Genomic DNA, 21,205 nt, shown 5'->3' with positions numbered 1-21,205 from the left:
CTGTACGGCCGTGACAAGCCAGCGTTCATCATCGCCCGTCCAGGCAATGGTGCTGCACCTACCAGCAATGGCGTAACTGTCGGTTTCGCTGCCGCCACCACCGCTGAAGTGGATGCGTTCCACGCTGCCGGCCTCGCCGCTGGCGGTAGCGATGAAGGTCAGCCAGGTCCACGTGGCCACCTGCCGGGTGCCTACGCGGCCTACCTGCGTGACCCAGCTGGTAACAAAGTGTGTGCCTACACCTTTGTCTGAAACCAAGGAGTCGTGAGGTCGTTGTGAACGGAGCCTGCTCCGGTTAGAACGACCGCACCTTCCGCCCTGGCCGTGACCGTGCCTGGCATGCCTACTCATGCCACGCGGCCACGGCACTCGGAGACCACGTCAGCTGACATGTGCTCCAAAAGCATTGCAGTCCGGCCTCGATGATCGATGCAGGGCAGTGCACACGCACAAAGTGCGTGATGCAGATAACACCGAATTCAAAGCGGGTCAGTGGGCCAAGTCAGCTGCCGGGCTTATCGCAGCAGTGGCGCACTGGGTTGCACATTTTATTGCTTGTACATCTAAGACGACATCTGGCCTTCGCGGTGCAGTAGCGCCTGAGTTTGTAGTAGCGATCCTCATGCCAGCGGCAACGCTGGACACCTGGTTGATGGTAGTCAAAGCAACGCACGCCTGTACCTCTCCAGAATCGGAGGACGACACAGCGTGTTAATTGGCACCTGGCCATTACCTCGTTGAGTTAAGGAGAGTATCCATGGAACGCATTGAACATCACGCCAGCTTCGAGGGTTGGCAGGACGTCTATCAGCATGAGTCGACCGTGCTCGGTTGCACGATGAAGTTCGGAATTTATCTTCCTCCTCAGGCCGAGCATGAAGAGCGCCCGGTGCTTTACTGGCTCTCGGGGCTGACCTGCACGGAGCAAAACTTCATCACCAAGGCGGCGGTACAACGTTATGCCGCGCGGCACGGGATCATAGTCGTTGCCCCCGATACCAGCCCGCGCGGGGAGAACGTCGCCGACGACGCGGCCTACGACCTCGGCCAAGGGGCGGGTTTCTATGTGAACGCCACGGAGCTGCCCTGGAGCGATCACTTCCAGATGTATTCCTATGTGGTCGATGAACTGCCGGCACTGATCGAGGCTAACTTCCCTGCGTCGTCCAAGCGCAGCATCAGCGGGCACTCCATGGGTGGACACGGTGCCCTGGTCATTGCACTGCGCAACCCAGGTCGTTATGCGAGTGTGTCGGCATTCTCGCCGATCGTCGCCCCCACGCAAGTGCCCTGGGGGCAGAAGGCTCTGGCGGCTTACCTGGGCGAGCACAACCAGGATGCCTGGAAGCGCTATGACACGGTTGAACTGATCCGTACTGCGCAAGAGCGCTTGCCGTTGCTGGTCGATCAAGGGCTGGGCGATGAGTTTCTCGAGAACCAGCTGCGGCCGGAATTGCTGCGCGCCGCCTGTGAACAGGCAGGGCATCCGCTGACCCTCAACCTGCGGCCCGGGCATGACCATAGCTACTACTTTATTTCGAGCTACCTGGGCGGACACATGGCCCACCATGCGGCTGCGTTGAATCGCTGAACACTGGGAGACCCTGAAGATGAAAAAGACCTCTGACAAACGGCACCATGTCGTCGTCGTTGGCGCGGGTTTCGGCGGGCTGGACGTTGTCAACGGATTCTCCGGCGCCGACGTGGACGTAACGATCATCGACCGCCGCAACTATCACCTGTTCCAGCCCCTGCTGTACCAGGTGGCCGGGGCGTCGCTGTCGACCTCCGAAATTGCCTGGCCGATTCGCTACCTGTTCCGCAACCGTCAGAATGTGCAGACGCTTATGGCGGAGGTGCAGGGCGTGGATGTCGGCTCGCGACAAGTCCTGCTCGACAACGGTTCGACCGTCGGTTACGACACGCTGGTCCTGGCGACGGGGGCAACGCACGCCTACTTTGGTCATGATGAATGGGAGCCCCATGCGCCCGGTCTGAAGACCCTGGAGGACGCCGCCACGATTCGCGGACGGATTCTCTCCGCGTTCGAGGAGGCCGAACGCTCCAATAATCCAGCGGAGCGTGCCGCACTGCAGACCTTCGTGATCATCGGCGGCGGTCCCACGGGTGTCGAACTGGCGGGCACGATCGCTGAGCTGGCGAAAGACACGTTGGCCCATGACTTCCGTTCCATTGATCCGCGGGCTACCCGGGTGGTGCTGATCGAGGCGGGGCCGCGTCTGCTGCCGGTGTTCCCTGAGAAGCTCTCGGACTACACTCGACGCGCACTGGAAAAGCTTGGCGTTGAAGTGGCTTTGGGCGCTCCGGTCACCGACTGCTCGGCTGACGGTGTCATCGTTGCGGGCAAGCCGCTTCCAGCTAAGACCATTGTCTGGGCGGCCGGGGTGCAAGCGTCACCCGCCGCTCGTTGGCTGAATGCCGAGGCGGATCGTGCCGGTCGAGTGCTGGTCAGGCCGGACATGAGCGTGCCGGGGCATCCCGAGATTTTCGTGATTGGCGACACGGCGGCATCGGCGATGCCGGATGGCAAGTACGTGCCAGGTATCGCGCCGGCGGCCAAGCAGCAAGGCCAGTACGTTGCCAATCTGATCAAGAAGCGGCTGAAAGGCAAAAGTGTGGATGAGCCGTTCAAGTACAAGCACCAGGGTAACCTCGCCACCATCGGTCGTAGCCTGGCGGTGATCGACATGGGGCGTCTGAAGCTGCGTGGGGCACTCGCTTGGTGGATCTGGAAGCTGGCGCACATCTATTTCCTAATTGGCGTGCGCAATCGCTTGAGTGTCGCGCTGAGTTGGGTCTGGAACCACAGTGTCGGTTATCGCGGTTCACGTCTGATCATGCGGTCGACACCGCAGGCCAAGCGTGGGCCCGCCGAGCTGGAACCCAAGTAAGGCTGCAGCGGTGGATTGATAGTCAGGGAAGATTGTCAGTCCGTGCAGCATGGACGAGATCGTCTCAGTGCAGGCTAGCGCCTGCACTAGATGGATTTTGTCGCTGCTGAGTGAGTCTCCGTTAAGTGGAGGCTCTTAGGAAACAGACTGGGAATTTTACGGTGAGAGCATGGAAGTGCTCTGCCAGAAGCGAGGCGCCAGCTGCATGGATTTTTCTCACGAAGTGAGGCGCGGCGATTAGTTTGAGCGACTCACGGGCGTGTGTTTTCTGCCCTTCAGCTTTTAATATGTCGTTTTCAGCGCGGGCAGCTTCGGATTCGGATGGTGTGCTTCGAGCGCAATGTGAGCGACGGTTTTCAATCATGCGCAAGCTTTCATACTGCCCGGTAGTATAGTATGATGCATGCGTCCAACCCTTGAAGGTGTTCGATGCCCCATAATCCCCGTGAGAAAAAGCAAGCGCTGACCCGTGTGCGACGCATCAAAGGCCAGGTAGGAGCTCTTGAGCAAGCACTAGATGATGGTGCTGAGTGTGCTGCGATTCTTCAGCAGCTAGCGGCTGTGCGCGGAGCCGTGAATGGCTTAATGGCCGCAATCCTGGAGAGTTATCTACGGGAGGAGTTTCCGCACACCGATGCTAGAAGTGATTCGCAGAAGCAGTCGATTGATGACACGATCTCCATTGTCAGGTCCTACCTTCGCTAATTTTTATGGTCCTGCGTTTGCAGGGGAGCGTAAATCTTAGCCTTGAAGCTGCACATGCGTGGCCATCCCCGCTGGTAGGGCGCTTACAACGAGCCAGAATCGCACTTGAATCGCCGCAAGGATGAGGTGTTTTCGCTGGGGAATTGGTCCGGAATGGCTAGGCGCAACGAAGAGTAAATTCGATTTTGCGCCCCTGTCACCCATGAGATATATCGCGAAAGTCTCACCGATAGCCGAATTGTGATGATCTCAGGCATCGCACTTGATGCAAGCTGAGTGCTAATGGCGCGAGTTAACCTGTTCCGTGTCTATCCTGTCATGTGCTAGCCGGCTACCTTCTTCACAAGGACGCTGGCCACGTGTGGGATACGCCAAAAGTCTTCTACCACGACACGTGATACCTTTAATTTCAACGAAAAATGAGGTCGCTATGAAACAGCCGCCCCAACTCGATATGGCCCCTAACCCCGCCTTCCAAACAACTGTGTACGGTATGCAGGCCTTGGCTGATCGAGCTGCAGCTGTGAACGAAGTTCATGCGCGGCCGCATTTGCTTATCCAGGCCCCACGAGGTTTATTGCAGCTTGCCTTCATCACCGAAGGTGACTCAGCTAAAGATCAGGCGGCGATGACCGAACTGTCTCAACGCTTGGGTGTTGCGGAACCCGACAATACGACGCCGCTTCACGGCTTGACTTGGGACGAAGGTGACTTGCACTGCGAGAAGCACACCGAGTTCTCGACCTATCTGTGGAGTGCTGTGCTTGATCCCGAGACGGGAGCACCTTGTGGAGAGAATCCCTTCAAGCGAGGGTTCGTTCCACCAGGTCCGGTAATCTCAGGTATTCGCCTGAATGTATTGCCTTGGACCGAGGCGGCTGAACAGGAGATTGAACGTTTTGACCCTGTTAGCCTGTGCTATTCGGTGGTGGAGAACGGCGCAGCCGCTATTGTGACCGACTTTCGGCAGGACGCGGATGGTTTGACGAACATCCTCATTCTTGACCGTGACTTGACTCAGGCTCGCGCAGGAGCGCTCGCCCAGCGCCTGCTGGAAATCGAGACCTACCGCACTTTAGCACTCCTGGCGCTCCCGCTGACACGCTCTTTGACCGTGGATCTGCGGCGCATGGAATCGCAACTCGCGGCCATCACTGACGAAATGCGCACCGGCAAGGGCGCGCGTCGTGACAACGATGTTCTGCTGGCTGAGCTTACCAGCCTCGGGGCGGAGCTGGAGGCCGGTGTGGCAGCGAACCTTTATCGTTTCGGCGCGAGTCGGGCGTACTACGAGATCGTCGAAGAGCGGTTGGATGCGTTGGCGGAGGAGTCAGTAGCGGGCTACTGCACGTGGCGCGATTTCCTGCATAGGCGCATTGCGCCAGCGATGCGCACCTGCCAGTCGGTCAAGGAACGCCAGACCAAGCTTTCCGACAAGCTGACGCGCGCCATTGCATTGCTACGGTCTTGGATCGACGTTGAGCTTGAGCGTCAGAACCGGGACCTTCTGGAGTCGATGAACAATCGCGCCAAGTTGCAACTGCGCCTTCAACAAACCGTTGAAGGCTTGTCGGTGGCGGCTATTTCCTATTACGTCGTTAGCCTGCTGGCGTATCTGCTCAAAGGTATCCCAGGAGTTCATGACAAGGTTGCTCCTGAGCTGGTGATCGCTGGGCTGGTACCCGTGGTCATTTTGGCGATCTGGTGGACGGTTCGGCGAATCAGGCATGCCCATGGTGACCATGCAGGGGAAGAGAAATCTTCCTGATGCGGTCGGCTTGGTCCAGGGAGTGCTCCGGGGCTTGATTCAGGTTCCAGCAACTATTCTTTGCGAAGCCTCGCCTAATCACGCAGACGCCGATCCTGCTTTGTGGCGCCTTCAACTATCAGCCATGCTGGGAGATGATCTTGGTCGATCTGTTTACGACAAAGCCTGAGCCGCCCTTGGCTGAGCGTTTGCGCCCCAGGTCCCTGGAAGAGTTCGTCGGGCAGCAGCATCTGTTGGGGGCCGGCAAACCACTGCGCCTGGCGTTCGAGGCAGGCAAACTGCACTCGTTTATCCTCTGGGGGCCACCCGGTGTGGGCAAAACCACGCTGGGACGCCTGGCCGCCAGTGTCACCGATAGTCAGTTCATCGCCATTTCCGCTGTGCTAGCCGGGGTGAAGGACATCCGCCAGGCCATTGACGATGCTCAGGCCGAGCTGGATGGGCATGGTCGTTCGACGGTGCTGTTCGTCGATGAGATTCATCGATTCAACAAGGCGCAGCAAGACGCACTGTTGCCGCATGTCGAGTCCGGGCTGCTGACACTGGTAGGCGGTACCACCGAACACCCAGGGTTAGCGGTCAACTCGGCGCTGCTTTCGCGGGCGCAGGTCTACACCCTCGAACCGCTGTCCCACGATGAACTGCAGCAACTGTATGAGCGCGCGTTGCCGCATCTGGCCGGGGTTGCCCTGGACGCGGAAGCACTGGACTTGCTCAAAGGCTTCGCTGATGGCGATGGCCGGCGCTTCCTGAACCTGCTCGAGCAGGTAGCCGCTGCAGCGTCCGGCGCGAGCAAGACAACGGTCGACGGTGAGTTCGCCAGGTTGTCGACGAGCCCATCGTTGCGCCGCTTCGACAAGGGAGGCGACGAGTTCTATTGGCAGTTATCCGCCTTTCATAAGTCATTGCGTGGCTCCGATCCGGATGCGGCGCTGTATTGGCTGGCACGGATCCTCGATGGCAGTGGGGACGTCACCCAGGTGATTCGGCGCATGGTGGTGATGGCCAGCGAAGACATCGGCAATGCTGACCCCCAGGCGTTGCAACTGGCACTCAACGCCGCACAAGCCTATGAAAGGCTGGGCTCTCCCGAGGGCGAAATCCCTCTTGCCCAGGCGGTGACCTACCTTGCCTTGGCGCCCAAGTCGAATGCGGCCTACGCCGCCTGGGACCAGGCCAAGGCCTTCGTTAAGAGCACCGGCTCGATGCCTGTGCCGTTGCACCTGCGCAATGCGCCGACCAAGCTCATGAGCCAGATGGGCTATCGCGAAGGTTACCGCTATGCGCACCATGAACCCAACGCCTACGCCGCGGGGCAGACCTATTTTCCAGAAGGGGTGATGCGACCGGGCTGGTACCAACCCACGGACCGCGGGCGCGAGCGCAAGCTGGGAGAAAAGCTTGCCTGGCTGCACTCGCTCGATGATTCGGCATCGCCAGATTGAGCCGGATGTTGCCCGGACTTTCAGCGCTCAGCCATCCACGAACTGTAGGACAGTAAGCTATGCCAAATCCTTCATACGGTGAATCCTCGTGCACTGCTGCGGCCAGCGGCCAAGTGGAAGTGCGCGGTGCGCGGGAGAACAATCTCAAGGACGTGGATGTCGCTATTCCGCGCAATGCGCTGGTGGTGTTTTCCGGTGTCTCCGGCTCTGGCAAGTCTTCGCTGGCCTTCGGCACCATCTATGCTGAGGCACAGCGGCGCTACTTCGAATCGGTAGCCCCGTATGCCCGGCGGTTGATCGACCAGGCGGGTGTACCTGACGTAGATGCGATCGACGGCCTGCCGCCTGCTGTCGCGTTGCAGCAGCAACGAGGGGCGAGCAATGCGCGTTCTTCGGTGGGGAGCGTGACCACACTGTCTAGTCTTGTGCGCATGATGTACTCGCGCGCCGGCGCTTATCCGGCCAACCAGCCGATGTTGTACGCCGAGGATTTCTCGCCAAACACCCCGCAAGGCGCATGCCCGGCCTGTCATGGTCTGGGCCATGTGTACGAGGTGACGGAGGCGACCATGGTGCCTGATCCGTCACTGAGCATCCGTGAACGGGCCATCGCCGCCTGGCCACCGGCCTGGCACGGCCAGAACCTACGCGACATCCTGGTCACCCTGGGCTACGACGTCGACCGTCCCTGGAAGGATTTGCCGAAAAAGGACCGTGAATGGATCCTGTTCACGGAAGAGACGCCCACGGTGCCGGTCTACGCGGGTTTCACGCCTGCCGAGACTCAACAGGCGCTCAAGCGTAAACTCGAACCCAGCTATATGGGCACCTTCACGGGCGCCCGACGTTACGTGCTGCACACCTTTGCCAACACCCAGAGCGCGTTGATGAGAAAGCGCGTGTCGCGCTACATGGAAGGCAAGCTGTGCCCGGCCTGCCACGGCAAGCGACTCAAGGCCGAGGCGCTGTCGGTGACCTTTGCCGGGGTGGACATTGGCGAGTTCATGCAAATGCCCCTAGACCGCTTAGCGGCGCTGCTCGAGCCCATTGCCCAAGGCGACTTCCGCGCCCACACGGCTGGCGAGGGTACCGACCGCGAAGCGACACGCCGTGATCGAGCCGAACGGGCCGCAAGTGGTCGTGCGGTCCATGCGGTATCGCCTGACGTGCGCCGTACGTCGGCGCTGTCGGAGGAGAAGCGTCTCGCCGCGCAGCGCCTGGCCGGTGGGGTAATGGCGCGTCTGCGCCAACTGCGCGGATTGGGCCTGGGCTACCTCACGCTGGATCGGGCCACGCCGACGCTGTCGGCTGGCGAGTTGCAGCGCTTGCGCTTGGCCACGCAACTGAGCTCCATGCTGTTTGGCGTGGTGTATGTGCTCGATGAACCTTCTGCAGGTCTGCACCCCTCTGACAGCCATGCACTGTACGACTCGCTGGATAAACTGCGCGATGCTGGTAACTCGCTCTTCGTGGTTGAGCACGACCTGGACTTGATGCGCCGCGCGCAATGGCTGGTGGATGTAGGACCAGATGCGGGGGAGCGGGGTGGGCGCGTGCTCTACAGTGGTGTGCCAGAAGGATTGCGCGAGATTGCGGAGTCGCGAACTGCGCGGTACTTGTTCGACGAAATCCCCGCACCGGCTAGCCACGAGCGCGAACCGACCGGGTGGCTGGAGCTGCTAGGCATCCGGCGGCACAACCTGCACGGCGTGGATGCACGTATCCCGCTGGGTGTGCTGACGGCGGTTACCGGTATCTCCGGTTCGGGTAAGTCCAGTCTGGTCGCGCAGGCCCTGCCAGAGCTGTTGCTACTGCACCTAGGGCACGAGCCCGAAGATGATGCAGCTGAAAATGCTAACAGCGAAGGTCCTGCTGTTATCGAGGCTACAGGAGGTCATCTCGCCGGTGATGTGGATGTCGTCCAGCGCCTGGTCCAGGTCGACCAGAAGCCGATTGGCCGCACGCCACGTTCAAACTTGGCCACCTATACCGGTTTATTCGATCACGTACGCAAGCTTTTCGCCGCCACGCCGGACGCGCGCCGGCATCGTTATGACGCTGGCCGATTTTCTTTCAACGTGGCGAAGGGGCGTTGTGATACGTGCGAAGGGGAGGGTTTCGTCAGCGTCGAGCTGCTGTTCATGCCCAGTGTCTACGCCCCCTGTCCGACCTGCCATGGCGCCCGCTACAACGAGGCCACGCTCAAGGTACGCTGGAACGGGCGCAACATCGCCGAAGTATTGCAGATGACGGTGGAAGAAGCCTGTGACTTCTTCGCCAGCGAAGACGCCATCGCGCGGCCGCTGCAACTGCTGCAGGAAATCGGGCTGGGCTATCTGCGCCTGGGCCAGCCCGCCACCGAACTATCGGGTGGCGAAGCACAGCGCATCAAGCTAGCCACGGAGCTGCAGCGAAGCCAGCGAGGCCGTAGCCTGTACGTGCTCGACGAGCCTACCACTGGTCTGCACGCTTCTGACGCTGACCGTTTGCTTGTGCAACTGCAACGCCTAGTCGATGCCGGTAATACCGTGGTGATGATTGAGCACGACATGCGTGCTGTAGCTCAGGCCGATTGGGTGATAGACATAGGGCCTGGTGCGGGTGAGGAGGGTGGGCACATCGTTGCGTCCGACACTCCTAGATTAGTGGCAAGGACGTCAGGCAGTCGAACCGCACCATTCCTTGCTGAGCAGCTCAAGCGAACCAAGTAGAGTGCTTTCAATATGGCATTGGGCTCGTAGGGGCCTTGATCATCGCACGGCATGGCTAAGGTTTTGCTGTGACTGATCCACTTGATCATTTAGTACAGGGTTCTAGTAGAACCCATGTGCTATTGGGGGCGTGCTTCTGGTTATTGAATTGACCAGCCAAATAGTTTAACTCAGCTCCTCGCGTGAGGAGCTGGCTTCGAAGGGGGGGATGGAAATTCATCATCAATGCCCCCTTAATTCTAGAGTCGGAAATCATGCTTAATCGCCTAGAAGCCCTGAAAATCTTCTGTGTCGTCGCAGAGGTCTTGCAGTTCCGTGATGCGGCAAATCGACTTAATCTATCCCCTCAAGTGGTCACGCGTACAATCGGAGCCTTGGAGAGAGAGTTTGGAGAGGTACTTTTTTATCGTACTACTAGGCAGGTCAGATTAAGTGGTTTCGGAGAGCAATTGCTGCCCCAAGCCAGGCAGCTCATAAAAGATAGCGAGCGGCTATTTCAGAATCGTTGTCAGGTGAGACAGGATCTGGTGAGCGGTTTAGTGCGTGTGTCTGTACCTGACTCTCCATGCATGCGACTCATCTTAGGAGACATACTCGATGGTCTTCGGAGTTACCCGAGTGTCATTCTGAAGTGGAATGTAAAGCTGGGTGCGTTGGATGATTTCGACGGTCAGGGGGTTGATATATTAATCACCTTGGACCTGCCATCCGATAACAGATGGATCGTGCGTAAGGCTGGCGTTACGCGCAATCGGATCGTAGCCGCCCCTTCGCTTATCGACCGCATTGGCATGCCTAAGAATATCGAGGACCTACAACAGAATTTCCCTCTTAGTACAGTAACGGACCCCGCTACAGGCAGAGCTTGTCCCTGGTATATTCACCAAGGCCGCCAGTTCTTTCCCGCGCAGCCCTACCTAACCACTGACGATTTATATAGTCAATTGGAAGCTACCCGGGCAGGGCATGTGATTAGCTATATTCAGGGCATGACGTGTTTGCCATACCTAGCAAATCGTGAGTTGATAGAAGTACTACCGGAGCTAGAGCGCGCGAGTTGGCCGATCTACGTGTGTCACCCTCAGCGGACCGATAACTGCCCAAGAGTTGATGTGGTTTTCGAAATGCTGGTCGAAAGTCTGAATCGACGTCTCTAATTTCGACGACTGTTTGTCCAGCGATATTGCTATTGCTTTTACAATGGCTTTGTTAGAAGGTTCGCTTCGATCTAGAAGTCAGTGACGCCCTGTCGCTGACGTTATATGTCAGCTCATTGCGGAGAAGTGATGGGAGCGCTGCTGTGTTCCTAGCTACGTAGTACTACGGAGTGTGGCCTCGTATTAATGCGAATGTTCTTGCCGATCTAGGGCGGCCAGAGTGTCACCGTCCCTATCTGGACCCACACAAAAACAAGAACCGCCGCCGGGCTATACCCGCGGCAGGAGAACTTTCAATGACCACACTGGCTACCCGAATTGCCTGGTTCGCCGTCGCCTTGCTGGGTGCATTTGCTCTAGGCACTCTGGCATTGCGCAGGGGCGAAGCCATCAGCGCCCTCTGGATTGTGACTGCAGCCGTTGCTGTCTATCTGATCGCCTACCGTTACTATAGCCTGTTCATCGCCAACAAAGTGATGCAGCTGGACGCCACGCGCGCCACGCCCGCCGTGCTCAACAACGACGGCCTGGACTACATCCCTACCAACAAGCACATCCTCTTCGGCCACCACTTCGCCGCCATCGCCGGTGCAGGTCCACTCGTGGGCCCGGTGCTTGCCGCACAGATGGGCTACCTCCCTGGCACGCTCTGGCTGATCGCCGGCGTGGTGCTAGCCGGTGCGGTACAGGACTTCATGGTCCTGTTCATCTCCACCCGCCGCAACGGTCGCTCTCTGGGCGAGTTGGTGCGCGAGGAAATGGGCCCAATCCCGGGCACCATCGCATTGTTCGGTGCCTTCCTGATCATGATCATCATCCTTGCGGTGCTCTCGCTGATCGTGGTCAAGGCCTTGGCGGAAAGCCCCTGGGGCATGTTCACGGTGATGGCCACGTTGCCGATTGCGGTATTCATGGGCATCTACATGCGTTATATCCGCCCGGGCCACATCGGCGAGATCTCGGTGATTGGTGTGGTGCTGTTGCTCGCCTCCATCTGGGTCGGCGGAATTGTTTCCGCCGATCCCTTCTTGGGGCCGGCATTCACCTTCACCGGCGTGCAGATCACTTGGATGCTGATCGGTTACGGCTTCGTTGCAGCCGTGCTACCGGTGTGGCTGATCCTGGCGCCACGCGACTACCTGTCAACCTTCCTCAAAATCGGCACCATCGTCGCTTTGGCTATCGGCATCCTGTTCATCGCTCCCGATCTGAAGATGCCGGCCGTCACTCACTTCATCGATGGCACGGGCCCGGTATGGAAGGGCGCGCTGTTCCCGTTCCTATTCATCACTGTCGCCTGCGGCGCGGTGTCAGGCTTCCATGCGCTGATCAGTTCTGGAACCACGCCGAAGCTGCTGGCCAATGAAGGCCACGCGCGCTACATCGGCTATGGCGCGATGCTTATGGAGTCCTTCGTGGCTATCATGGCCATTGTCGCCGCTTCGGTGATCGAGCCAGGCGTTTACTTCGCCATGAACAGCCCGGCGGCCCTGGTCGGCGCGGACGTTACCAGTGTCGCGACTACCGTCAGCAGCTGGGGCTTCACCATCACCCCTGAAGTGCTGCAGCAGACTGCCAAGGATATTGGCGAACACACCATCCTGGCCCGCGCCGGTGGCGCACCGACCTTGGCAGTAGGTATCGCGCAGATCCTCCACAAGGCACTGCCGGGCGAGAATACCATGGCATTTTGGTATCACTTCGCCATTCTGTTCGAGGCACTGTTCATCCTCACAGCGGTCGATGCCGGTACCCGAGCTGGGCGCTTCATGCTGCAGGATCTATTGGGCAACTTCGTGCCGTCATTGAAGAAGACCGACTCCTGGACCGCTAACCTAACTGCTACCGCTGGTTGCGTGGCCATGTGGGGCTGGCTGCTGTACCAAGGCGTGATCGACCCGCTGGGCGGTATCAATACCCTGTGGCCGCTCTTCGGCATCTCCAACCAGATGCTGGCGGGCATCGCGCTGATGCTCGGATGCGTAGTGCTGATCCGCATGAAACGCCAGCGCTATGTCTGGGTTACCTTGGTGCCGGCGGTATGGCTGCTGATCTGCACCACCACGGCCGGGCTGATCAAGCTGCTCGACCCGAATCCTGCGATGGGCTTCCTGGCCCTGGCCAACAAGTACAGCACCGCTGCCGCTGCCGGCCAAGTGCTGGCCCCAGCGAAGGATTTGGCGCAGATGCAGCACGTGGTGTTCAACGCTTACACCAATGCGACTCTTACCGTGCTGTTCCTGCTGGTGGTTCTGAGCATCCTCTGGTTCGCAATCAAGGTTGCCCGTCGCGCTTGGATCATGCCCGAACGCACTGACAAGGAGTCGCCGTTCCAGCCCTTGCCCGATGCCTGAGGAGCCCGACAGTATGTTCAATGACTTGAGCAAGATGGGTAAATACCTCGGTCAAGCTGCGCGGATGCTGGTTGGCATGCCGGACTACGATGCCTACGTGGAGCACATGCAGGGAAAGCATCCGGATAAGCCGGTGATGTCCTACGAGGTGTTCTTCCGTGAACGGCAAGAAGCGCGCTACGGCGGAGGCAGCGGACGCCCCGTTCGTTGCTGCTGAGCGGCCACTGATGCAAGCGAGCGCCACGTTCATCGTGGCGCTCTCGCGTTCCAGGGCTGGCAACCCGCATAGTGGCGTCGCCAGCTCCTCCTCGCTTCGGAAAAAACCATGCAACTCAAGCACAAGATCGTCACCCTCAGTGTGCTGCCGCTGATCCTCTCAGTGCTGTTCATCTGCGTCCTGGTGTTCGCCCAAAGTCGCAAGCTGGAAGAGGAACAGGCGCGTCTTGTGGAAAGCAGCATCATGACGGCGAAGAAGGCAGAGCTGAGAAACTACCTAAGCCTGGCGATGAGCCTGATCGCACCGCTGTACGACGGTGGCGTGGATGACGAGGCGACGCGCAATCGCGCCCTAGCCATCTTGTCCCAGGCCAATTTCGGCCGCGACGGGTACTTCTTCGTCTATGACCAGCACGGCAAGAACCTAATGCATCCCCGTCAGGCTGAGCTGGTCGGCAAGGAACTGATCACGATGACCGACAAGAACGGCCTACCGGTCATAAAGGCGCTGCTCAATAGCGCCAGGGAAGGGGACGGCTATCAGTTGTACGACTGGCAGAAACCATCCACCGGACAGATCACCGGTAAGCTGGCATACGTGGTGATGCTCGATCGCTGGGGTTGGATGCTCGGTACGGGTATCTACATTGACGATGTAGAGGTGGCGACCCTCAAATCACGCCAGGAAGTGGCCTCAGGTGTGCTGACCACGGTGTTGGCGATCGCCTCGTTCTCGCTGGTCGCGGTACTGGTGATCTTCGCCGGCGGTCTGATGCTTAATGTCAGCGAGCATCGCTTGGCTGACCGCAAGCTGACCTTGCTAAACCAGCGCATCGTCAATCTGCAGGAAGAAGAGCGCTCGCGAGTATCGCGGGAGCTGCACGACGGCATCAGTCAGGAGCTGGTGTCGATAAAATTCCAGTACGAGCTGGCGGCCATGGAGTTGGCCCGCGGTGGAGAAGGGGGGTTGGAAAACCTGCGCAAGGGCACTACGCGGCTGGGGGCCGCCATCGGCGAGATACGCCGGATCTCCCATGATCTGCGGCCCTCATTGCTGGATACTTTAGGCCTGTCGGCGGCTATCGACCAACAAGTACGGGAATTCGAGCAACGCACGTCAATCCGCACCCAGTACGAGTGCGGCATGGCAGCTACCGACGTGGGGCCGGAGGTCTCACTGACGCTATTCCGTATCATCCAAGAAGCCTTGGCGAACGTGGAGCGTCACGCAAAGGCGACGACGGCTATCGTCTCGATTACCGCGCAGCAAGGCATGATCGTACTGCGGGTCGAAGACAACGGCGTAGGGTTCGATACCAATGCCGCGGACGACAGCCACGGCATCGGCCTGCGCAACATACGCGAGCGCGCCGATCATCACCTGGGCAGCGTCACCCTCGCGTCGGTCCACGGGCGCACCGAACTGCAAGTGCAGATACCGATCGTCAACGCATGAGCGTTTCCATTCGAATCCCGAGGATTCCATGAATACATCCAAGCCAATCAGAATCGCCCTGGTCGATGATCACGTCCTTGTGCGTGACGGCGTCAAGGCGCTGCTCGGCGCCATTGCGCATTTTGACGTAATCGGTCAGGCCGAGTCGGGGGAGCAGGCACTCGAGCTGGTGGCTAGCACCGAGCTGGACATTCTGCTGGTCGACGTGGGCCTGCAGGGCATGAACGGGCTGGAGCTCACCCAGCGACTTCGCAGCCTATATCCAGACATCAGGATTCTCATGTTGAGCATGTACGACCACCAGGAGTATGTGCGCACTTCCATCAGCGCAGGCGCATCGGGTTATGTGCTCAAGAACGCGCCGTCTGCCGAACTGGTCGCGGCCATTGAGACCATCGCCGCGGGTGGGCGCTTCTATAGCTCTGAGATCACTCGCAAGCTGGTTGGCGGCAGCCGTGACGAAAACGACCTAACGCCCCGGGAGCTGCAGGTGCTGGTAATGATCGCGAAAGGACGCAATAACAAGGAAATGGCACGTGAGCTGGACATCAGTGTGCGCACGGTCGAGACCTACCGCTTGAGCATCCGCCGCAAGCTCAACATCGACACGCCGGTGGCGCTCATGAAGTATGCCCTTGAGCAAGGTTTAGTTTCATTAGGTAAAGCTTGAAAGTTTGACCATTGGGGGGCTGAGGCAAGGTTTCAGTGCCGATGCCGGGGCAGCGATCTCGTCTTCTACGTCATGAACAAGGTGGAATTGAGCCGTCAGGCTGGGCGATAGCCAAGACTATTGAATAGCGATCAGGAGGTCGTCATGTGCCCTTGTTGCAGGTGTACTGACCAAGCGGAGCTCATTGGGCAGCGAATTCATTACCTAGCTAAGGTATCGCTGCTTTATGCCTGATCAGTCTGCGCGGCTTAGTAAAGGCCAGAGTACAGACACTGGATTAGCAGCTCTCACGTGTCGATGGACTTGAAAAATACTATACACCCCTATAGTATCTGTGCGGTGCGTTGAGCGCTTTCGTCCGGTGAGGCTCCGGGCCACCTAGGTGCTCCGTCACTAGTCGAAGACCGAATTGTTTCCTGTTCAGGTGCTGAGTCCATGTCATTGATAGTCATAGTCCTTGTCACTTTGATGGCAGGTATTGGTAGCGTATGGGTGGCTGATCAGTTGGTCGTGCGCGCCCAGGTGATTCGCCGCAACGATGGCCATATGCAGCAGGGGTTGCTGAGCCTAGCTGCAGGCGCCTTACTGGCGACAGCGCTCCTGCATTTGTTGCCCGAAGCCTTCGAAAGCGGTGCTGAATCCCACGATCTGTTCCTGACGTTGTTGGTGGGATTGGTGTTCTTCTTCTTCTTGAGCAAGGCCCAGCTTTGGCATCACGGTCATGAGCACTCGCACCACGAACAAGATCATCACAATACCGGGTGGACGCTATTGGTCGGCGATGGTATCCATTGTTTTGGCGATGGCGTGCTGATCGCTTCAGCTTTCGTTGCAGATATGCGCCTGGGTTTTATCGCCGCCGTTTCCGTGCTGGTGCATGAGGTTCCCCATCACATGGGGGATCTTGTAGTCCTTAGGCAGGGCAGCCCTCGAAGCGCGGCAGTGCGCAAAGTCTCCATAGCGGGTGCCATGACCGCTATAGGCGGTATTGCCGGATATACGTTGCTGGACCAGTTATGGGATTGGCAACCTATGCTTCTCACGTTGGCGGGTAGCAGCTTCATTTACGTGGCTCTGTCGGACTTGATTCCTCAGCTGCGCCAGCGCCGCACTACCGGAGATACCTCGCTTCAGGTCATATGGCTGTTGTTAGGTATTGGCTTGGTGGCATTGGTCAGCGAGTTTTCTCACGTGGGGCATGCACATTGATCAGTAATCAACGCGTTCCTGCAAGCACGTCTTATCTACGTCGCTTGCAACTGGTCGAACAGAATCTTTCTTTGCTCAGTCAATCTCTGCGCGGAGTGGAGCGCGAGTGCCTGCGCGTGACCGGTGGTGGTCATCTGGCCCAGACTCCGCACCCCGCGGCATTGGGTTCTGCGCTGACCAACGAACAGATCACCACCGACTATTCCGAGTCGCTGCTAGAGTTCATCACCCCGGCCCTGGCCGACCCGGCAAAAGTGCTAGAAAGCCTCGAGCAGGTCCATCGTTTTGTCTACACCAAACTCGATGGCGAGTACCTGTGGAGCCCATCGATGCCCTGCATACTGCCAGCTGAGGAGGACATCCCGATCGCAGAGTACGGCACCTCGAACGTCGGCAAGTTCAAGCATGTCTACCGCAAGGGACTGGCCTTGCGCTACGGTCGCACTATGCAGTGCATTGCTGGCATCCATTACAACTTCTCCCTGGCCGAGGCGCTGTGGCCGCTGCTGCGCGAAACCGAGAGTGGTGAGCAGAGTGATCGCGACTACCAGTCTGCGGCTTACTTCGCACTAATCCGCAACTTCCGCCGGTACAGCTGGTTGCTGATGTATCTATTCGGCGCCTCCCCGGCCCTAGAAAAAGGTTTCCTGCGTGGGCGAGCGCACCAGCTCGAGGAGCTCGATGCTGAGACGCTCTACCTGCCCTATGCCACCAGCCTGCGCATGAGTGACCTCGGTTATCAGAGTAATGCCCAAGCTAGACTAGCCCCCAGCCTTAACAGTCTCGACAGCTACATCGAAGGGATACGAAAGGCACTCGATACGGTTTATCCATTGTACGAACAGAAGGGGACGACCAAGCGGGGTGAGTGGTTGCAGCTGAACAGCAATGTTTTGCAGATCGAAAACGAATACTATTCGAGCATCCGCCCCAAGCGTGTCGCTTACGTCGGCGAGCGACCGATCGAGGCACTGACATCCCGTGGCGTGCAGTACGTCGAAGTGCGCTGTCTGGACATCAACCCGTTCATGCCATTGGGCATCGACCTCACCGAATCGCGCTTCCTCGACGCGTTCCTGCTGTTTTGCGCCCTGGAAGACAGCCCGCAGTTTGACAGCGGTGAGTGCGACCAGTACGACAGCAACTTCCTTGCAGTGGCCAAGGAGGGACGCCGTCCGGGTTTGGAGCTGTGTCTTGATGGTCAGTCGATCGGCCTGAAGGCCTGGGCAAGCGAGCTGATTAGGCATATAGGTCAATTGGCTGTTTTGCTCGACCGCGCTAGGGGCGGTGAGGAACATATGCATGCGCTGGCCGCGCAACAGGCGAAGGTCGATGATGCTTCCCTTACCCCATCGGCCCAGGTGCTGGCGAGCATGAGCGAGCACAATGAGAGCTTCGTCCAGTTCTCCCTGCGCCAGAGCAGGCTGCACGCCAAGGCCTTCCGCGAAATGCCGCTTGCCGCCGAGCAGCAACAAGTCTTTGAGAATCTGGCAAGCGAATCTATAACGGAGCAAGTGCGTCTAGAAACCTTAGACCAAGAAGACTTCCATCAATTCATGGATGCCTACCTAGCCCGGTCTTAGGGTAACTATTAAGTTCGAATTCGTAATAGTAACTGTGGTGTTCTTGGTCAAGAGGAAGTGAAACCCTCTCGGGCGAGGAGTTATAAACATTTTCAGCATGTACGGATAAAAAATAAGTGGCCATAACTTATGGTTTTCTGTCCGAAAGGCTTTTCATAAGTTTTCAAGTCTCCAGCGTGCAGGCGTAAGACCGACTTCTTTGCGGAAAGAACTCGTGAAATGAGGTTGGCTATTGAATCCGAGGTCTAAAGCTATTTCAAGAATTGGCCTTTTGGTGTTCTTAAGGATTTCCTTGGCGCGCAGAATTTTTTGTTGCACAACGTAAGCATGTGGTGTGTAGCCTGTGTGCTGCTTAAATGTGACTGTAAAGCGGCATCGGCTTGCACCAAATATACTGCTCAGTTGAGTAAGGGTTATGTGGTTGTTTAGGTTTTCATTAATGTATTCCAGCGTTTTTTGAAGTCTGAGTTTTTCGGATCTAAATTTTGTTTCATTGTCGTTAGGCCGGCTTTGGTTATGTAGGCACGCTACTAGGCGTGAACCCAATGCCAAGCCGAGAGTTTCGATTAAGCATGGATTGCTGCCGCCGTGTCGATTTTGGGCATGTAATAGGGCTGCTAGGATGTGTGAAACGCCATGATCACTGAGTGAAGTGGCATTGCACAGAGAAATTACTGGTGGAGCTTCATGTCCTGTAACTGCTTCAAAACATTCTGAGATAAGCTGCTGAGGAAGATACACTCTCAGATGCTCATAGGGCGGTTTTATTACTTTGCGCCAAGCGCCTCTTTTTGGCCCTGTTACTAATAATTGCCCAGGCATACCTCCTTTCCAGGCGCTGTTTTCGTCTATAAACAACTCTGCTTGTGTTCTGCGTGTCACCAGTGTAACGACGTGAAAGTCATCATCTGTGTCCGAGAGGACTTCGATCGTTGGATCAGAGCTTAAATTTTTCCAGCAGGAGAGTCGGATGAGCGCGTCATTGCCGCTGGGGAGTTTATGGGGAGGGGGAGGCCGGCGCCAGATGGTCTCGGAGGAGGGGAGCGCATCCATGGGTGTGGGTATGTATGATTTCTCCGAAGACTCCTGCTGTTCGGGTGCCCATTGAGCTTGACCATTCAGGGTTGAGTAGGTCTTCATCATTTATCCTCCGTTCAGCAGCGTGGCTTTGTTCGAGCCATTTCTTCTCGCCAGCGGCCAGGAGGAACGCCAATGATCTGCCGGAAATGCCTTATAAGATGGGAGGCGCTACTGAAGCCTAGTGCGATAGCAATCTGTTGGACAGTGAGAGTTCCTGATAATAGTAGGGATTGAGCGGCAATAACTCGCCGCTTCATGACGTAGTAGTGGGGCGAGAGGCCAGTCGCAATCTTAAATTGCGCCGCAAAGTGCATGCGACTGAGTCCTGCAATGGCACTGAGTTCGCTTAAGCATAAGCTCTTGTTGAGATTTGACTCGATGTAGTCTGTGACACGATTAAGTCGCCAAGTTGCTAGCGGAGACTGCTTTGGGAAAGAGCTTTTGCGCTCACGATTCCTGTATTGTCCAACAAGATGTATAGCTAAAGCCAAGCCAAGACTCTCTAGTTGAAGCGAGTTTGCAGGGGAGTAGTCTTGAGTTGCAAAAAAACATGCCATGAGAAGGTTGTTGGAAATGGCATCCTGTGTGGTATGGGCGTCAAATAGAATGATGTCAGTTGACAAGCCCCTTCCATCTAGTGTCTCTGCCGCCTCAGAAAGCAATGTGGGAGGTAAGCTGATAAGAAACATATCGAGCTCTCCCTTGTGAATACAATTGCGTGTGGCGTAGATAGGGCCGCTTAAAGCGACGTCTCCGGGAGACATATATTTGTTAAAAACTCTCCTGCCACCGATACGAAACTCAGAATTACACGGCCTAATTGGAATAAGCGCTCGGTGATCTGGCATCACTCCGGACGGTGAAAACTCATAAATATCGCTCTCTGCTGGTCTGTACCAGCGGGCGAAAGTAGTGTGGCCGGCGCCGCCGGTTGAAAGTTGGGGGGCGTTCGCGTCCGCTGGCCAGCTTGCGAGAACGCGTTTGTCACTGTCCTTGTATGCTGATCCGCCGGTGTTAACCATATCTATCGAGGTCAGCAAATCCATCGGATCTCTAATTACTGTCGCCATATCACGTTTCCCTAATTCTTGGAAGGGTTCAGAGGCTGTAGCGGTTAGAGACACAACGAGGTCTTAACTGAATAAATATAGTTGAGCCGAGCAAAAAGGGAAACCTGGCTCTCAGGATAGATAGGATCCAACTCTCATTCGTCACACTTATTTGCCTGATAGGGAGCCATCTGGATGGCCTTTTCGTGCATTCAGTCAATCCGTAGCAGATTTTGTAATCTCATTTCCGAGGTTCCGTCCACACTGACGAACGCCAAAACGTTGGCGATAGGTGATGACCGCCAAGGCCTTCAGGGCAGGCATTTTGGGAATTTGAAGCACACGAAGAAAGCGGAAAAGGATGCTCGATTGCGGGGTCACCTTGTCTTGAAGCGGGCGGGCAAAGGTATCCGCACAGGGAAGCAAGCAGCGGAAATAAATTTTTAGCTTGCTGCTTGATACTGTAGGGGGGTATAGTATTATCACATCAGCGGGAAGGGAGGATGGCAACACCCCCAGCGCTCCTAAGAGAAGGAGAAAGCTCTCGGTCACGCTAGAGGTATTAGCGAGCAGGTCACGGCTCTAGAGCACGACCTGGAGGCTGATCCGACATGTGTCGCGGTTCTGCAGCAGCTGGCAGCAGTGCGCGGTGCAATCAACGGCCTGATGGCGGCCGTTCTGGAGAGCCATCTACGGGAGGAGTTTCCTGACAGAGGGGCGAGGAGCGACTCGCAGCAACAGTCTATTAACGAAACCATCTCCATCGTTCGGTCGTATCTCCGGTAACCAATTCCAGGTGGTTTTGGTGACGGAGACCAACTCAAAAAAGGAAGTGACATCATGAAATCACGTGCAGCAGTGGCCTTTGGGCCAGGTAAACCGCTGGAAAT

At 57.4% G+C, this 21,205-nt stretch carries 15 protein-coding genes and 2 pseudogenes; 15 read left to right on the top strand and 2 right to left on the bottom strand.

Annotated features, from left to right (window positions below; all coding sequences use genetic code 11):
• The 14 genes and pseudogenes from D3M70_RS07060 to gshA all read left to right on the top strand — a co-directional run.
• Positions 1-252: pseudogene (locus D3M70_RS07060) on the top strand (VOC family protein); the annotation flags it as partial.
• 505 nt (positions 253-757) lie between these two features.
• Positions 758-1,591: an S-formylglutathione hydrolase gene (gene fghA, locus D3M70_RS07055; protein WP_016974634.1), complete on the top strand. Its 834-nt coding sequence runs from the start codon at positions 758-760 to the stop codon at positions 1,589-1,591.
• 19 nt (positions 1,592-1,610) lie between these two features.
• The gene (locus D3M70_RS07050; RefSeq protein WP_042858625.1) at positions 1,611-2,912 is read left to right on the top strand and encodes an NAD(P)/FAD-dependent oxidoreductase; all 1,302 of its coding nucleotides are present in this window, start codon (positions 1,611-1,613) and stop codon (positions 2,910-2,912) included.
• 429 nt (positions 2,913-3,341) lie between these two features.
• On the top strand, positions 3,342-3,617 hold the full coding sequence (gene frmR / locus D3M70_RS07045; RefSeq protein WP_016973494.1) for a formaldehyde-responsive transcriptional repressor FrmR: 276 nt from the start codon (positions 3,342-3,344) through the stop codon (positions 3,615-3,617).
• Between the two features lie 430 nt (positions 3,618-4,047).
• Entirely contained in the window at positions 4,048-5,385 is a 1,338-nt protein-coding gene (locus D3M70_RS07040) for a DUF3422 family protein (RefSeq protein ID WP_016973495.1), read from the top strand.
• A 134-nt stretch (positions 5,386-5,519) separates the two neighbouring features.
• Entirely contained in the window at positions 5,520-6,830 is a 1,311-nt protein-coding gene (locus tag D3M70_RS07035) for a replication-associated recombination protein A (protein WP_016973496.1), read from the top strand.
• A 59-nt stretch (positions 6,831-6,889) separates the two neighbouring features.
• Entirely contained in the window at positions 6,890-9,541 is a 2,652-nt protein-coding gene (locus D3M70_RS07030; RefSeq protein ID WP_016973497.1) for an excinuclease ABC subunit UvrA, read from the top strand.
• Between the two features lie 254 nt (positions 9,542-9,795).
• The gene (locus D3M70_RS34070; RefSeq protein ID WP_016973498.1) at positions 9,796-10,698 is read left to right on the top strand and encodes a LysR family transcriptional regulator; all 903 of its coding nucleotides are present in this window, start codon (positions 9,796-9,798) and stop codon (positions 10,696-10,698) included.
• 296 nt (positions 10,699-10,994) lie between these two features.
• Complete coding sequence (locus D3M70_RS07020; RefSeq protein ID WP_016979606.1) at positions 10,995-13,052, top strand: carbon starvation CstA family protein; 2,058 nt, start codon at positions 10,995-10,997, stop codon at positions 13,050-13,052.
• Between the two features lie 13 nt (positions 13,053-13,065).
• The gene (locus D3M70_RS07015) at positions 13,066-13,269 is read left to right on the top strand and encodes a YbdD/YjiX family protein (RefSeq protein ID WP_026000005.1); all 204 of its coding nucleotides are present in this window, start codon (positions 13,066-13,068) and stop codon (positions 13,267-13,269) included.
• A 108-nt stretch (positions 13,270-13,377) separates the two neighbouring features.
• Positions 13,378-14,724 carry a cache domain-containing protein gene (locus D3M70_RS07010; RefSeq protein ID WP_016968910.1) on the top strand — a complete coding sequence of 449 codons (1,347 nt, stop codon included), beginning with the start codon at positions 13,378-13,380 and terminating at the stop codon, positions 14,722-14,724.
• A gap of 28 nt (positions 14,725-14,752) precedes the next feature.
• On the top strand, positions 14,753-15,394 hold the full coding sequence (locus D3M70_RS07005; RefSeq protein ID WP_016968909.1) for a response regulator transcription factor: 642 nt from the start codon (positions 14,753-14,755) through the stop codon (positions 15,392-15,394).
• Positions 15,395-15,829: 435 nt separating this feature from the next.
• Positions 15,830-16,603: a ZIP family metal transporter gene (locus tag D3M70_RS07000; protein ID WP_016968908.1), complete on the top strand. Its 774-nt coding sequence runs from the start codon at positions 15,830-15,832 to the stop codon at positions 16,601-16,603.
• Complete coding sequence (gshA, locus tag D3M70_RS06995; protein WP_016968907.1) at positions 16,600-18,186, top strand: glutamate--cysteine ligase; 1,587 nt, start codon at positions 16,600-16,602, stop codon at positions 18,184-18,186. Before D3M70_RS07000 ends, gshA begins: the two co-directional genes overlap by 4 nt.
• Positions 18,187-18,339: 153 nt before the next feature.
• Here gshA and D3M70_RS06990 read toward each other — a convergent pair whose 3' ends face one another.
• Both D3M70_RS06990 and D3M70_RS32270 read right to left on the bottom strand, forming a co-directional pair.
• On the bottom strand, positions 18,340-19,329 hold the full coding sequence (locus tag D3M70_RS06990) for an AraC family transcriptional regulator (RefSeq protein ID WP_079384156.1): 990 nt from the start codon (positions 19,327-19,329) through the stop codon (positions 18,340-18,342).
• Between the two features lie 11 nt (positions 19,330-19,340).
• Entirely contained in the window at positions 19,341-20,336 is a 996-nt protein-coding gene (locus D3M70_RS32270; RefSeq protein WP_016968906.1) for a helix-turn-helix domain-containing protein, read from the bottom strand.
• A gap of 507 nt (positions 20,337-20,843) precedes the next feature.
• On the opposite strand from D3M70_RS32270, the pseudogene D3M70_RS06975 reads away from it, so the two are divergent.
• Positions 20,844-21,101, top strand: a pseudogene (locus tag D3M70_RS06975) (metal-sensing transcriptional repressor); the annotation flags it as partial.
• Positions 21,102-21,205 lie beyond the last annotated feature (104 nt).

The sequence above is a fragment of the Pseudomonas sp. LS-2 genome (genome assembly GCF_003605735.1).
GTDB lineage: Bacteria > Pseudomonadota > Gammaproteobacteria > Pseudomonadales > Pseudomonadaceae > Aquipseudomonas.
Note: the sequence above shows the minus strand (reverse complement) of the source record. Positions and strands in the feature narration are given on the sequence as shown.

What these genes read in the sequence shown, in the direction of transcription:
- fghA (WP_016974634.1), top strand. Translation starts at nt 758, where the DNA reads ATGGAACGCATTGAACATCACGCCAGCTTCGAGGGTTGGCAGGACGTC.
- D3M70_RS07050 (WP_042858625.1), top strand. Translation starts at nt 1,611, where the DNA reads ATGAAAAAGACCTCTGACAAACGGCACCATGTCGTCGTCGTTGGCGCG.
- frmR (WP_016973494.1), top strand. Translation starts at nt 3,342, where the DNA reads ATGCCCCATAATCCCCGTGAGAAAAAGCAAGCGCTGACCCGTGTGCGA.
- D3M70_RS07040 (WP_016973495.1), top strand. Translation starts at nt 4,048, where the DNA reads ATGAAACAGCCGCCCCAACTCGATATGGCCCCTAACCCCGCCTTCCAA.
- D3M70_RS07035 (WP_016973496.1), top strand. Translation starts at nt 5,520, where the DNA reads ATGATCTTGGTCGATCTGTTTACGACAAAGCCTGAGCCGCCCTTGGCT.
- D3M70_RS07030 (WP_016973497.1), top strand. Translation starts at nt 6,890, where the DNA reads ATGCCAAATCCTTCATACGGTGAATCCTCGTGCACTGCTGCGGCCAGC.
- D3M70_RS34070 (WP_016973498.1), top strand. Translation starts at nt 9,796, where the DNA reads ATGCTTAATCGCCTAGAAGCCCTGAAAATCTTCTGTGTCGTCGCAGAG.
- D3M70_RS07020 (WP_016979606.1), top strand. Translation starts at nt 10,995, where the DNA reads ATGACCACACTGGCTACCCGAATTGCCTGGTTCGCCGTCGCCTTGCTG.
- D3M70_RS07015 (WP_026000005.1), top strand. Translation starts at nt 13,066, where the DNA reads ATGTTCAATGACTTGAGCAAGATGGGTAAATACCTCGGTCAAGCTGCG.
- D3M70_RS07010 (WP_016968910.1), top strand. Translation starts at nt 13,378, where the DNA reads ATGCAACTCAAGCACAAGATCGTCACCCTCAGTGTGCTGCCGCTGATC.
- D3M70_RS07005 (WP_016968909.1), top strand. Translation starts at nt 14,753, where the DNA reads ATGAATACATCCAAGCCAATCAGAATCGCCCTGGTCGATGATCACGTC.
- D3M70_RS07000 (WP_016968908.1), top strand. Translation starts at nt 15,830, where the DNA reads ATGTCATTGATAGTCATAGTCCTTGTCACTTTGATGGCAGGTATTGGT.
- D3M70_RS06990 (WP_079384156.1), bottom strand. Translation starts at nt 19,329, where the DNA reads ATGATGAAGACCTACTCAACCCTGAATGGTCAAGCTCAATGGGCACCC.
- D3M70_RS32270 (WP_016968906.1), bottom strand. Translation starts at nt 20,336, where the DNA reads ATGGCGACAGTAATTAGAGATCCGATGGATTTGCTGACCTCGATAGAT.